Raw genomic sequence first — 13,994 nt, 5'->3', positions numbered from 1 at the left:
AACCTGCCCAACCGGTCGCCGGCTGTCCCTGGGACAGCAGCAGGCCCAGGGACTCGCGGATGCGGTCGCGGACCTTCGGGTCGCCCCGAGCAGGCGGATCCCATCCGTCCGGCCGACGTGTTCGGCCGGATCGCAGTCACCCGACGCTGGCGGTGGCCAGCTTGATGCCGAACCCGACGAACAAGGCGCCCACCGCGGTCGTCGCCCCGGTCGCGAGGCGGCGCCGCTGCTGGAACTGCCCGGCGAGGTACCGCCCTCCGAAGATCAGCGCGGACAGGTAGAGCGCACTGAAGAACTGCACCACCGCCCCGAGGATCAGGAACGACAGCGCGGGATGGGCGTACCCCGGCTCCACGAACTGGATGAAGAACGAGACGAAGAACAGGATCGCCTTGGGGTTGAGCAGGCTGATCACGGCGGCCCGGCGGAACGGGCGCTGTAGCTCGGCCGGTGGCTCCTCGGCGGCGACCGGTGCGATCTCCGCGCGGTTGCGCCACCTGCTCCACGCGCTGCGGATGATGTTGACACCGACCCACCCGAGGTAGGCGGCGCCCGCGTACTTCAGGACGAGGAACAGCGGGGGATAGGCGCTCAGCAGCGAGGCGACCCCCGTCGCGGAGAGGATCATCAGCACCGCGTCGCCGAGGAACACCCCGGCCGCCGCCTGATAACCGGCGCGGACACCGCGCTGAGCGCCCACCGAAAGCACGAAGATCGAGTTGGGGCCAGGCAGGAGGATGATCGCGACCACGCCGAGCACGTACGTCCAGAAATCGGTGATGCCCAGCATCGGTCAGCCTTTCTCGATCAAGGAACTCATCCGGCGGCCAGCCGGTCCCGGAGGCGCTGAGCAGCGGCTGGCCACTCGTCCGCGGTCATCGCGAAGAGTACGGTGTCGCGCCAGCTGCCGTCGGGCCGCCTGCGCTGACGCCGGATCACCCCGTCGCGACTGGCGCCCAGCCGTGCGATGGCCTGCTGGGAGCGCTCGTTGCGAACGTCGGTGTACCAGAACACCCGCTCGGCGCCGAGCACGTCGAAGGCCCGCTCGAGCAGCATCAGCTTCGCCTCGGTGTTGACGCCGGTACGCCACCACTTCTTGCCGACCATGGTGTGCCCGATGCCGAGGGAACGGAGATTCGTGTCGATGTCGTGGTAGGTGGTCATCCCGATCACCGCTCCGGTCGCCGGGTCGACCTGGGCCCATCCGGAGCGCTGGCCGAGCCACTGGCCGCGCAGCACGCCCAGGATGTCGCCGTTGAGGAACTCCTCCGGCGTCCGTGGCCGCGGGAACGGGATGTGCCGCCAGACCTCCTCGTCGTCCAGGGCCTCGAACAGCGCCGGCGCGTGCCCGGGGGTCAGCGGCTCCAGGCGCACGTGCCGGCCCTCCATCACGACCGGGGTCTGCCACTCCGACGGGTGGCCGGGAAGGTAGGCCGGAGGCGCGGCAGCGACACCCGGATCGGTCTCCGGCGGCCCGGCGACCGTCCGCAGCGGGAGCACGCCGGCCCAGTGCGGCAGCGCCAGGTCCTCCGGGTCGTCCCCGACGCCGCCGGAGCGGGAGCGGACCGACACCTCGGCCAGAGGCAGCGCGAGAACGGTGGTCTGGGCCAGCTCCTGCCGGGTGGGTGGGCGGCTGTCGGCGGACCGGCCCTGACCCACCTTGTCGGCCAGCGCGAACAGCACCCGCAGCTTCTCGTCGTCGTCGGAGACCGGCCGCGCCGTCCCGAGAGCGACCACGGACCGGTAGTTGGCACTGTGGTTGAACTGGGAGCGCGCGTAGACCAGCCCGTCGAGGATGGTGACGGTCACACATACCGGCACGCCGTCGCCGCGGGCCGCCAGACCGAGACGCGCGCCGGTGGACCCGTGCAGGTAGAGGGTGTCGTCGATGCGGACGTGCAGGTTGGGCAGGACACGTGGCTCCCCGTCCACGACGAAGCCGACCGAGCAGTCGAACGCCTCGTCGAGGATCGCGTGCGCCGTCTCCCGCTCGTAGTGCATCCGCTTACGCGTGCGGGTGGCTGTCGTGCGCGGCGTGGGAGCGTAGAGGTCGGTCATCGGGGCCTCCCCGGCGTGTGCTGCTTGCATCCTGATCTGTGCTAGTACAGAATCTCGTCTGTGGCAGAACAGTACCAGGTGAGCGGTGGCAGTGCCGCAGAGATTTCCGCGAGCATCGAGTCGGGCGTGCTCCAGGGCTTCTGGGTGGCCGGCTCGTCCCTTCCCTCGGTGCGCGTGCTCGCCGGCAGCCTGCACGTCAGCCCGGCGACGGTGGCGAAGGCCTATCAGGAGCTGCGTCAGCGCGGCGTGATCGAGACCGAGGGCCGCCGCGGCACCCGGGTCAGGTCCCGGCCTGCGGTGGCCGTGCGGCGCTCCGGCCTGCACACGCCGATCCCACCCGGCCTGCGTGACCTCTCCACCGGCGAGCCCGACCTGAGCTTGCTGCCGCCCCTGATGCCGGCGTTGGCCGCCGCGGCGGCAGTGCGAAAACCCCCTCAGGGGTACGCGTCAGCGGTCACCATGCCCGAGCTGGTGGACGCCGCACGTCCCCGGCTCCACGCCGAGGGCATTCCCGTCGGCGATGCTGAGATCATCGTCACGTCGGGTGCGCTCGACTCGATCGAGCGCGTGTTCAACGCCCATCTCCGACCAGGTGACACCGTCGCGATCGAGGATCCGGGCTGGGCCGCTCTCATAGACCTGCTCGCGGCGCTCGGCCTGCGGGCCGCCCCGGTCGCGGTCGACGAGCACGGCCCCGACCCGGATGCTCTCGCGGCGGCCCTGCGTTCCGGAGCGCGGGCGGTGGTCGTCACCGTGCGCGCTCAGAACCCGACCGGCGCCGCGGTCGGCGCGGAGCGGGCCCGCCGGCTCCGTGAGCTGCTCAGCGATCATCCGGGGGTGCTGGTCGTGGAGGACGATCATGCGGCCGAGCTGGCCGAGCGCCCACCACACTGCATCGGCCCGGTCACCGGCTCGTGGGCGTTCGTGCGCTCCGCCTCGAAACCCTTCGGCCCCGACCTGCGTATCGCCGTCCTGGCCGGTGACGAGACGACCGTGGCGCGGGTGGCCGGCCGGATGCGGATCGGCATGGGCTGGGTCTCCACCGTGCTCCAGCGGATCCTCCTCTGGCTGTGGCGTGACCCGGAGACGACCGCGCTCGTGGACCGGGCCGCCGAGACCTACGGCGCGCGCCGCCGTGCCCTGCGTGCGGCGCTGCGGGCCCAGGGCGTCGAGGCGTACGGCGACACCGGCATCAACGTCTGGGTCCCGGTGCCCGACGAGACACACGCGGTCGCGGGGCTCCGCGATCGGGGCTATGCGGTCGCGCCCGGGGCGATCTTCCGGCTCGACTCCCCACCCGGCATCCGCATCACGATCAGCACGCTCGCCACCGAGGAGGCGCCGGCGCTGGCCCGCGCGGTGGCGTCGGTGATCCACCCGGCCACCCTCGCTCCTCCGATGCGATGACCGCCCGCCTCGGCTGGACAGGGCATCCGCCGGAGAGACCGATTCTCGGTACGACATGGGGGAGCCCGGCCGGCGAGAGTCCTTCGGGAGGAGGACTCCGGCGGGAATTTTGTCGGGGGGTACGGGTAGAACAGTCCCATGTCACGGACTCAGGCCCCCGTCGGAGCGCAGCAATGGGTGCCGCCGCGCCCCCGGACCATCGAGGAGCTGAAGTCGGCGGCGGCGGATTGTCAGGGCTGCGAGCTCCACGAGAACGCGACACAGACCGTGTTCGGCCGAGGAGCCGCGCACGCGAAGATCGTCTTCGTCGGTGAGCAGCCCGGTGACGTCGAGGACCGGCACGGGCTGCCGTTCGTCGGGCCCGCGGGCCGCCTGCTCCGGGAGGCGGTGGACGACGCCGGCATCGACCCGGCTGAGCTTTACATCACCAACTCGGTGAAGCATTTCCGTTTCGAGCTCCGGGGCAGCCGGCGGATCCACCAGACTCCGGGTCCGGCCCACATCGAAGCCTGCCGGCCCTGGCTCGTGTCCGAGTTCTCGCTGCTCAAGCCGGAGCTCGTGGTCATTCTCGGCGCGTCCGCGGGCAAGGCGCTGCTCGGCCCGGATTTCCGGGTGACCCGGTCGCGCGGGCGGTTGATGCCGTGGCCGGTCTCGGCCCAGCACCCGGAGGACTTCCCGGTCGCGGAGATCCAGGCGCTGGCCACGATTCATCCGTCGGCGGTCCTGCGGGCCGACGACCGCGAGACGGCGTATCGGGGACTCGTCGACGATCTGCGGGTGGCCGCCGCGGCGGTCGCCTGAGGTGAGGCGGAGCCGCCTCTGGGTACCCTTCTGCGGTGCGGTTGACAGACTTCTGGGAACGCCTGGAACAGAGTTTCGGCTCCGCCTACGCGCGGAGCATCGCGGCCGACCACTCCTTCACGGAACTCGGCGGGCGAACGATCGACGACGCCATTGCTCACGGTGTCGAAACCGCTACTATCTGGCGCGCCGTCGTGACCGCGTACCCCGATCGGGTGCCATCTCGGCTGCGCTGAGCTGCTTTTAGTACGCCTGTTCTGGCGTGTCACTCGATCGTCGTACAGGTGTTCGGCTATTGTCCACAGCGGCTCGGTCATCCACAGCACGCGACAGGGCGGAGGATTTTTGTCGTACCCCTCGCCTAACGTGTCGACCGTGGTGAACAAAAGCTCGTCGACGAAGAACGCGAAGTCGAATACAGGGGTGGCGGGAATGGCGGCAGGAACACCTGATCGGGAGAAAGCGCTCGAACTGGCGCTGGCACAGATCGACAAGCAGTTCGGCAAGGGCTCGGTGATGCGGCTCGGGGAGCGGCCGGTCGTGCAGACCGCCGTCATCCCCACCAGCTCCATCGCCCTCGACGTGGCCCTCGGCGTCGGCGGTCTGCCGCGCGGCCGGGTCATCGAGGTCTACGGGCCGGAGTCCAGCGGCAAGACCACGGTCGCCCTGCACGCGGTGGCCAACGCGCAGAAGGCGGGTGGCATCGCGGCGTTCATCGACGCCGAGCACGCCCTCGACCCGGAGTATGCGCGGGCTCTCGGTGTGGACACCGACGCCCTCCTGGTCTCCCAGCCGGACACCGGTGAGCAGGCCCTGGAGATCGCGGACATGCTGATCCGCTCCGGCGCGCTCGACATCATCGTCATCGACTCGGTGGCCGCCCTCGTGCCGCGTGCCGAGATCGAGGGTGAGATGGGTGACAGTCACGTCGGTCTGCAGGCCCGTCTGATGAGCCAGGCACTGCGGAAGATCACCGGTATCCTCAACAACTCGGGCACCACGGCGATCTTCATCAACCAGCTGCGCGAGAAGATCGGCGTCATGTTCGGCTCGCCCGAGACGACGACCGGTGGCCGCGCCCTGAAGTTCTACGCGTCGGTTCGTCTCGACGTCCGGCGGATCGAGAGCCTGAAGGACGGCACCGATGTCGTCGGCAACCGGACCCGGGTCAAGGTCGTCAAGAACAAGGTGGCCGCGCCGTTCAAGCAGGCCGAGTTCGACATCATGTATGGCAAGGGCATCTCCCGGGAGGGCTCGCTCATCGACGTCGGCGTCGAGCAGAGCATCATCCGCAAGTCGGGTGCCTGGTACACCTACGACGGCGACCAGCTCGGCCAGGGCAAGGAGAAAGCCCGGGAGTTCCTCAAGGAGAACCCGGACGTGGCTGCCGAGATCGAGAAGAAGATCCTGGAGAAGCTCGGTGTCGGCCAGGCCGGCGCCGGCGACGCCGCCGGTGGTCCCGAGCTGCCGCCGGTCGACTTCTGATCCGGTAAGCCACGATGGCCGGAAGGCGCGGCGCACGGTCCGGGCGAGGATGGGATGCCATTCCACCCCGGACCGGCGCCGGCACGACAGCAGGCGATGACGCGGGCGAGTCGCGACGGTCCACGGGGCGTCGCGGCCGCCGCGGCGATCCGTCCTCCGAAGGATCCGCCGATGCGGCGCCACCGCGCAGTGAGTCCGAGGTCGCCCGGGAGATCTGTCTGCGGCAGCTGGCGGTTCGTCCGAGGACGCGAGCCGAGCTGACGAAGGCGCTGCTCCGAAAGGAGATCTCGGAGGAGGTGATCGCCGAGGTCCTCGACCGCTACGACGAGGTCGGGATCATCGACGATGCCGCCTTCGCGCGGGCCTGGGTCTCCAGCCGGCACCACGGCCGTGGGCTGGCCCGTCGGGCGCTCGCCAACGAGCTGCGCCAGCGCGGGGTCGACGCGGAGATCGCCGGCGAGGCTCTGGAGGCCGTGGACGACGATGCCGAGGCCGAAGCGGCGCGGGCACTGGTCGACCGGAGGCTCCGCAGCGCAACGGGCACCCCCGACGCGATCTTCCGCCGGCTGGTCGCGATGCTCGCCCGAAAGGGCTACCCAGCGGGGATCGCCATCCGCGCGGTCAAGGACGCGCTGGCCGCCCGTGACGCCGAAGCAGCCGAGTTCGCCGACGCGATCGACGCGGACGCCCTCGCCGACGAGGACCTCCAGTCCTGAGACTGTCCCGTGGTCCGCACGCTCCGCCGGGCGACTTCCGTGGCAGGCGACCTACGCGCGGTGGTCCGAGCCGGCCCTGCTGAGAGCGCCGCGGGTCCGCGACGGCCTTAATCCTGGGGCTCGCAGGCAGCGACGGCTGAATGGCTGAGCCAGGGCCCGCTCCGCGGGTGTAGGGGCGTATGCCGCGGCGGAGGGCCGAATTACCGCGGGTGCCTTTCGACACGGAACACGTGCGGCAGCGAACGGGATGGCTTGCGGTGGTGCCGTCCGACACCGGATACGTGTCGTGGCGGCCGGCCAGGTTGTGGTGCTGCTTCCGACGTGAGGGCTCGTATCGCAGCGGAGGGCCGGTTCGGTGGCTGCGCTTCGGCGTGGGGCTCGTGTCGCGGCGCAGGCCGGTTCGGTGGGTGGCTGCGCTTTGGGCGTGGGGCTCGTGTCGCGGCCCAGGCCGGTTCGGTGGGTGGCTGCGCTTTGGGCGCGGGGCTCGTATCCCGGTGGAGGGCCGGTTCGGTGGTCGCACCACCCGGCATGGGGCTCGTGCGTGGCAGGGAGCCGGGTCGGCCGCGCCCTTCGGTAGGACCAGGTGTCCGTCTGAGAAACCGAGTCAGGGGCAGACTTTCCGACAGGACGACGGGCGGAAGTCGGTTGGCGTACCGGATGAGGGGTTTGGGTTGTTCGGGTGACAAGCCGTTGTCGCGGCGGGGCCCGAAGCTGCGGAAGGCTCGCGAGGGTCTGCGTCGTCGGGTGGAGAAGCGGCGTGGCTCACGGAGCCCGGCCGTTGAGTGTGGTGGGCAGGGCGTTCGCCGATATAGTCCTGATGTGAGGATCGCTCCTCTGGTGACCGTTCAGCCCGATATCACGCGACGGCTTTGAAGTCGCGGTGGCTGACACGTTCCGTCACTTCGGGTCGTTGTCACGCTCCGTGTCGTGCGCTTCGGCGTTGGCGGCGGTGGCAATAATGGCTACGGCCGAAGAGGGAAGGGCGTGATCGCGTGGTACGTCTGGAATTGTCCCCTGGGATCGTGAGCTGGGCGTAAGCATCTCTGTGCCGTACGTCCTATCCGCTGCCGAATCATGAGTCCTTGACCGAAGCGGTGCTTGCGACCTAGCCTCGCGTTACACAAGGTTTGTTCGACCATCGCATGCAACAGGCACAACATAGATCGCATTACATTACGGCATCACTTGGGCGGTTTTCGCTCGATGGATGCCTCCGTTGGCCGCTGACCGCGCGGCTGACGGGGCGACATACCGGCGGTCAACCCCACAACTCCACACACTCCTGATTCGAGCGCCCGGTGGGTGGCTCGCTGGCGGGGCCTTTCGATGCCGGCCGGGGGACAGGATGGGGTCTCGGGCGACATTGTTCGCTCGAGACATCGTCATATCCCACGGACTGTAACGACAGATCCCCGCCGGTGAGACGGCCGTGGTGGCGAGGCTACGCAGGGAAACGCTGCACGGATGGGCGCACGGTGATCATCCGATGCGGCCGTCATCCCTGAGCCGGAGAAAGCCGGACGACGGACGCCATGTGCGACCTGGGACGGCCGGCCCGACAGAAGCCGACCCATCGAGACCGACGACCTGGAACACGACGGAAGTCGCGAGCTGGCTCGCGACGGAAACCGCGATCTGGGATGCGACGGACCCCGGCTGATGTTCAAGCCGACGCTGGTCGAAAGCCACAGTCGGTGCCGGCCCCAGGATCCGGACGGAAACCCGTCGCGGAGCCGGGCCGGACCGGGCGGACGACGACCGACGGAAGTCCGGCGGGTCCTCGGCTCACGGGCTCCGGCTGACGGGTTCCACCGGCCGGGACCGCGCTGAAGGGCATCCGCGTCAGCCGGCGGAGACGTCACGGACGCGGAGACGTCACGCACGGAGCCAAACGGCAGACCAGGAACCGGTAGGTGAAAGCCGCCGGACCAGGCCACCGGCGGCGGGCAGAAGTCAGCGGTCTCGAGCAACCGGCCGCCGACGGAAGCCAGACTGTCGAGCCAGGCAGGTGCCGGAAGCCGGGCGGCGGCCAAGGCCGGGCGGCGGACGGAAGCCGGGTGGCCAAGGTCGGGCGGCGGACGAAAGCCCTGCGGCGGACGGAAGCCGGGTGGCCAAGGTCGGGCGGCGGACGAAAGCCCTGCGGCGGACGGAAGCCAGGCGGCCAAGGCCAGTCGGCCGACGGAAGCCAGGCGGCGAAGGCCGCTCGGACGGAGACTGGAAGCTCGGGGTAGCCGAAGGCGGAGCGCGTGATACCCGGGCCCGGTGCCGCCCGCGGTCAGCTGCCTTGGTCGGGCATCCCGCAGACAGGCCCGCGCGTGTGCACCGCGCCGGCGGCGAAGGGAGACGCGGCGAGATGACCCCCGTGGACTGGGTGCTCGTGGTTGCGATCATCGTGCTTGCCGCGTCGGTGATAGCCGGGCTGGTCCTGGGGGCGCGTGCGCTGCGGGTGCTGCACACCGATCGGCAGGACGCCCAGGTGCGGCGGGAGCAGGCGGTCGGTGACGCGCAGGCGAAGGTCGAGGATGCCAAGGCCAAGGCCGCTTCGGTACGGGCGGAGACCGCCGCCGCGAAGGCCGAGGCGAATGCCGCCCGAGCCGAGGCCCGCCGGGTGCTGGAGACGGCACACAGTGAGGCCGACACGATCCTGGAGCACGCCCACCGCCAAGCGGAGACGGACGCCGAGCAGTTGAGGGCGGCCGCCCGCCGGTCCGGGGAGCGGGAGATCGCCCTGCTCAACGCGACGGCCAAGGAGCAGGCCGCGGAGGTGGAGCGCCGTGCCGCCCGGATCGACGAGCGGGAGCGGCTGCACGCCGAGGAGGTGGAGCGGCTGGTGGAGCGGGAGCGCCGGATCGCCACGCTGGAGGCGGAGCTGTCGAAGCGGGAGTCGGCGCTGACGTCGCGGGAGTCGGAGCTGGCGAAGGCGGACGAGGTGAAACGCCGCGAGCTGGAGCGCATCGCCGGGCTGACCGCCGAGACGGCCCGGACGGAGCTGATCGAGGCGATCGAGGGCCAGGCCAAGCGGGAGGCCGCGATCCTGGTACGGGACATCGAGACCGAGGCGAAGAACACCGCCGACACCCGGGCCCGGCACATCGTGGTCGACGCGATTCAGCGGATCGCCAGCGAGCAGACCGCGGAGAGCGTGGTCAGCGTGCTGCACCTGCCGAGTGACGAGATGAAGGGCCGGATCATCGGCCGTGAGGGCCGTAACATCCGGGCGTTCGAGTCGACCACCGGCGTCAACCTGATCATCGACGACACCCCGGAGGCGGTCCTGCTCTCCTGTTTCGATCCGGTACGCCGGGAGGTGGGCCGCCTCACGCTGGAGAAACTGGTGCTGGACGGCCGGATCCATCCGCACCGGATCGAGGAGGTCTTCGACAGCGCCAAGAACGAGGTGGAGCGGCTGTGCGACCGGGCGGCCGAGGAGGCCCTGGTCGACGTCGGGATCACCAACATCCACCCGGAGCTGGTGAAACTGCTGGGCCGGCTGCGGTACCGGACGAGCTACGGCCAGAACGTGCTGAAGCACCTGGTGGAGACCGCGCACATCGCCGGGATCATGGCGGCCGAGCTGGGCCTGGACGTGCCGACGATGAAGCGGGCGGCGTTCCTGCACGACATCGGCAAGGCGCTGACCCACGAGGTGGAGGGCAGTCACGCCCTGATCGGCGCGGACATGGCCCGCAAGTACGGCGAGCACGAGGACGTGGTCCACGCGATCGAGGCGCACCACAACGAGGTGCCGCCGCAGACGATCGAGGCGGTGCTGACACAGGCCGCCGACGCGTGTTCCGGGGGACGGCCGGGCGCCCGGCGGGAGAGCCTGGAGGCGTACGTCAAGAGGTTGGAACGTATCGAGGAGATCGCCGGCGGCAAGGCCGGGGTGGAGAAGGTCTTCGCGATGCAGGCCGGCCGCGAGATCCGGGTGATGGTGCGGCCGGACGACATCGACGACATCGGCGCCGCCGTGCTCGCCCGTGACGTGGCGAAGCAGATCGAGGAGGAGCTGACCTATCCGGGCCAGATCCGGGTCACCGTGGTCCGTGAGTCCCGGGTGACGGAGCTGGCCCGGTAAGGCCTCAGACTGCCGCGCCCGCGTCGATCGGGGCGGCCACCTCGGAGGCGGCCGGCAGGTTCGCGGTCTTGCGGCCGCGGGCGAGCCGCTTCTGCACGTACTGGGCGAGCTTCGACAGCGAGTAGTTGACCAGGATGAAGAGCACCGCGATCACGAAGTAGACCTGGATCGGGTTGCTCAGCACGCCGATGATCTGCTTGCCGATGTTGAGGGTCTCCTCGTAGCTGATGATGAAGCCCAGCGAGGTGTCCTTGAGGACCACGACGAGCTGGCTGATCAGCGCCGGCAGCATGATCCGGAAGGATTGCGGCAGCAGGATCAGCGTGGTGGTCTGGAACGGCGAGAGACCGATCGCGACGGCGGCCTCCCGCTGGCCGAAGGGCAGGCCCTCCATGCCGGAGCGCAGGATCTCGGCGATGACCACACCGTTGTAGACGGTCAGGCCGATGACCAGGTACCACAGCGTCTCGAGGGTGACGCCGAACTCGGGCAGGCCACGCGCGACGAAGAAGATCGTGATGACCACGGGCAGGCCGCGGAACACCTCGACACAGACCCGGGTGAGCACGGCCAGCCCGCTGCCCAGCCCGCGGAGCAGGTAGGCGACCGGGGCCGACAGCCCGGCGTACCGGCGGCCGGCCAGGCTCTTGAGCTGTAGCCGCAGGACGGCCAGCAGGGTGCCGATGATCAGTGACGCGACGATGGCCAGGGCGGCCGCGATCAGCGTGTTCTCGATGCCGACCCAGATCCGTTCCCAGACCAGGGTGAAGTTCTCGTTGGAGGGGTCGATCAGCGGCCCCCAGAGATCCATCGAGAACTGCCCCTTCTCGTCCAGGGGCAGGTAGATCAGGTAGTAAGCGCCGACCGCCACCAGGACGGTGGCCAGCAGGCTGATGATCAGGGTGAGCCGCCGCTGGCGGGGGCCCGGTACGTCGTAGAGGACGCTGCTCATCGGGCCGCCACCGCCTGCCGCCGCTCGATCCGGTCGAGGAGGGCCCCGAGGGGGACGGTCATGATCAGGTATCCGATCGAGATGCCGATGGCGACGGGGATGAAGGCGTATCCCTCGGCCGAGGTGAGCTGGTCGGCGCTCTGTGAAAGGTCGCCGACGACGCCGAAGAAGCCGATCAGGGCCGAGTTCTTGATCATCGCGATGATCACCGAACCGAGCGGGACGATCGAGGCCTTCCACGACTGCGGCAGCACCACGTACCGCAGGTTCTGGGTGAAGGTCAGCCCCAGCGACCGGGCCGCCTCGGCCTGACCGGGCGAGACCGCGTTGATGCCGGCCCGCAGCGCCTCACACACGAACGCGGCCGTGTAGAGGGTCAGGGCGATCAGGGCGAAGCGGAAGTACGGCAGGTCGGTGCCGAGCCGTGTGAAGACCAGCTCGAGCCCCGGGATGCGCAGGAAGTCGGCGTTGGAGCCGAGCGCCGGCAGCGCGAAGGCCGAGAAGAACATCACCACGGTCAGCGGCATGTTGCGGAAGATCGTGACGTACGCGGTGCCGAGCGCGCGCAGTGGCGGCACCGGCGAGATGCGGAGCACCGCCACGACGGCGCCCAGAACGAGGGCGCCGATCGCGGCGAGCACGCAGATCTGGAGGGTGAGCCAGAAACCGCCCGCGAAGACGTCGAACTTGTCTACCCAAACACTCACGGGCGGAAGCTCCCCGGATCAGCGGTTGATATCAGTAGCGGTTGACGGCCGGAGCGGAGCCCAGCTCGGCGCCGAACTTGCCGGCGGTGTCGTCCCAGGCCTTCTTCCAGCTGCCGTCCTTGTAGGCCTTCTCCAGCGTGTCGTTGATGAACGACCGGAAGTCCTTGTCGTCGATCTTCACGCCGATGCCGTACGGCTCCTTGGTGAAGTTGTCGCCGGCCAGCTTGTACTTGCCCTCGTTCTTGGCGACGTAGCCGAGCAGGATGACGTTGTCGGTGGTCACGGCGTTGACCTGGCCGCCGTCCAGGGCGCTGATGCACTTGTCGTAGGTGTCGAAGAGCACCAGCTGGGTGGCGACGTCCTTGACGTACGTCTTGATGTTCTCGGCCGGAGTCGAGCCGGTGACCGAGCAGACCTTCTTGTCGCCGGCCTTGAAGGCGTCCGGACCGGTGATTGTCGCGTCGTCAGCCTTGACCAGGATGTTCTGGCCGGCCTCGTAGTACGGCCCGGCGAACGCGATGCGCTCCTTGCGCTTGTCGTTGATCGTGTACGTCGCGACGATGAAGTCGACGTTGTTGTTCACGATGGCGTCCTCGCGGATCTTCGAGGTCGTCTCGACGAACTCGATCTTGTCCGTGGGGATGCCGAGCTCCTTGACGATGATCTTCGCGACCTCGACGTCGAAGCCCTCCGGCTTGCCGGACAGGCCCTTGAGGCCGAAGCCGGGCTGGTCGAACTTGGTGCCGACCTTGATCGCCTGAGCCTTGTTGAGCTTCTCCATGGTGCTGCCGGCGGCGAACGACTTGGCGGTGCCGGTGCCACCCGACTCGGTCTTGTCGCCGCCACACGCGGTCAGGCCCAAAGTCAGAGCCGCGGCGGTGGCCACAACGGCTGCACGAGTGAAACGCATATTTCGTACTCCTTCGTTGGATCGGGCCCACCGTTGTGGGGCGGACCCGAGGCACTCAGTGCGTGAGGATCTTGGAAAGGAAGTCCTTGGCCCGGTCGCTCCGCGGGTTCGCGAAGAACTCCTCCGGCACCGCCTGCTCGACGAGCTGGCCGTCGGCCATGAACACGACCCGGTCGGCCGCGTGCCGGGCGAAACCCATCTCGTGGGTGACGACCACCATGGTCATGCCGTCGCGGGCCAGTGAGGTCATCACATCCAGCACCTCGCCGACCATCTCCGGGTCGAGCGCGCTGGTCGGCTCGTCGAAGAGCAGCGCCTTGGGCTGCATGGCGAGCGCCCGCGCGATCGCGACGCGCTGCTGCTGGCCGCCGGAGAGCTGAGCAGGATACTTGTCGGCCTGGTTGGCGATGCCGACGCGCTCCAGCAGGCCCATGGCGCGGTCACGCACCACCGCGGGCTTCTCCTTGCGCACCTTGACCGGGCCCAGCATCACGTTCTGCAGGATGGTCTTGTGCGCGAAGAGGTTGAACGACTGGAACACCATGCCGACCTCGCTGCGCAGCCGTGCCAGCGCCCGGCCCTCGGCCGGAAGTGGCCGCCCGTCGAAAGTGATCGTGCCGGAGTCGATCGGCTCCAGCCGGTTGATGGCACGGCACGGCGTGGACTTGCCGGACCCGGACGGTCCGATGACGACCACGACCTCGCCGCGCGCGACAGACAGGTCGACGTCCTGCAGCACGTGCAAGGGCCCGAACCACTTGTTGACGTTCTCAAGGACGATGAGAGCCTCGCCTGTCACCCCTGGTCCATCCGCTCGTTCTCGGTTCACTCGAATGGACACACCCTATGGGCCCGTCCGTATCGGAATGTGTCGAGAATG

At 69.3% G+C, this 13,994-nt stretch carries 12 protein-coding genes; 6 read left to right on the top strand and 6 right to left on the bottom strand.

Annotated elements, in window-relative coordinates:
• Positions 1-136 precede the first annotated feature (136 nt).
• Positions 137-790, bottom strand: a complete 654-nt coding sequence (gene leuE, locus BM290_RS33130) for a leucine efflux protein LeuE (RefSeq protein ID WP_093619860.1) — start codon at positions 788-790, stop codon at positions 137-139.
• A gap of 26 nt (positions 791-816) precedes the next feature.
• Entirely contained in the window at positions 817-2,058 is a 1,242-nt protein-coding gene (locus tag BM290_RS33125) for a bifunctional pyridoxamine 5'-phosphate oxidase family protein/GNAT family N-acetyltransferase (protein ID WP_093619859.1), read from the bottom strand.
• Between the two features lie 60 nt (positions 2,059-2,118).
• On the opposite strand from BM290_RS33125, the gene BM290_RS33120 reads away from it, so the two are divergent.
• From BM290_RS33120 to rny, 6 genes are all read left to right on the top strand, one after another.
• Positions 2,119-3,465 (top strand): aminotransferase class I/II-fold pyridoxal phosphate-dependent enzyme, encoded by a 1,347-nt coding sequence (locus tag BM290_RS33120; protein ID WP_093619858.1) that lies wholly within the window; start codon positions 2,119-2,121, stop codon positions 3,463-3,465.
• Positions 3,466-3,603: 138 nt separating this feature from the next.
• On the top strand, positions 3,604-4,266 hold the full coding sequence (locus BM290_RS33115; protein ID WP_093619857.1) for a UdgX family uracil-DNA binding protein: 663 nt from the start codon (positions 3,604-3,606) through the stop codon (positions 4,264-4,266).
• Positions 4,267-4,301: 35 nt separating this feature from the next.
• On the top strand, positions 4,302-4,502 hold the full coding sequence (locus BM290_RS33110; RefSeq protein ID WP_093619856.1) for a DUF3046 domain-containing protein: 201 nt from the start codon (positions 4,302-4,304) through the stop codon (positions 4,500-4,502).
• A gap of 196 nt (positions 4,503-4,698) precedes the next feature.
• A complete protein-coding gene (gene recA / locus BM290_RS33105) occupies positions 4,699-5,751 on the top strand; it encodes a recombinase RecA (RefSeq protein ID WP_093619855.1) in 1,053 nt (350 codons plus the stop codon).
• A gap of 14 nt (positions 5,752-5,765) precedes the next feature.
• Positions 5,766-6,467, top strand: coding sequence for a regulatory protein RecX (locus BM290_RS33100; protein ID WP_093619854.1), 702 nt, complete (start codon positions 5,766-5,768; stop codon positions 6,465-6,467).
• 2,353 nt (positions 6,468-8,820) lie between these two features.
• A complete protein-coding gene (rny, locus tag BM290_RS33095; RefSeq protein WP_093619853.1) occupies positions 8,821-10,545 on the top strand; it encodes a ribonuclease Y in 1,725 nt (574 codons plus the stop codon).
• A 4-nt stretch (positions 10,546-10,549) separates the two neighbouring features.
• Here rny and BM290_RS33090 read toward each other — a convergent pair whose 3' ends face one another.
• Genes BM290_RS33090 through BM290_RS33075 form a run of 4 tightly spaced genes read right to left on the bottom strand, consistent with a single transcriptional unit; the run spans position 10,550 to position 13,913 of the window.
• A complete protein-coding gene (locus BM290_RS33090; RefSeq protein WP_093619852.1) occupies positions 10,550-11,497 on the bottom strand; it encodes an amino acid ABC transporter permease in 948 nt (315 codons plus the stop codon).
• A complete protein-coding gene (locus BM290_RS33085) occupies positions 11,494-12,204 on the bottom strand; it encodes an amino acid ABC transporter permease (RefSeq protein ID WP_093619851.1) in 711 nt (236 codons plus the stop codon). The genes BM290_RS33090 and BM290_RS33085 overlap by 4 nt, the downstream gene beginning before the upstream one ends.
• A gap of 31 nt (positions 12,205-12,235) precedes the next feature.
• Positions 12,236-13,114, bottom strand: a complete 879-nt coding sequence (locus BM290_RS33080) for a glutamate ABC transporter substrate-binding protein (protein WP_093619850.1) — start codon at positions 13,112-13,114, stop codon at positions 12,236-12,238.
• Positions 13,115-13,169: 55 nt separating this feature from the next.
• Positions 13,170-13,913 (bottom strand): amino acid ABC transporter ATP-binding protein, encoded by a 744-nt coding sequence (locus tag BM290_RS33075; protein WP_093619849.1) that lies wholly within the window; start codon positions 13,911-13,913, stop codon positions 13,170-13,172.
• Positions 13,914-13,994 lie beyond the last annotated feature (81 nt).

Source organism: Actinoplanes philippinensis (assembly GCF_900113015.1).
Taxonomy (GTDB): Bacteria; Actinomycetota; Actinomycetes; order Mycobacteriales; family Micromonosporaceae; genus Actinoplanes; species Actinoplanes philippinensis.
This window is presented reverse-complemented; position numbering and strand designations above follow the sequence as displayed.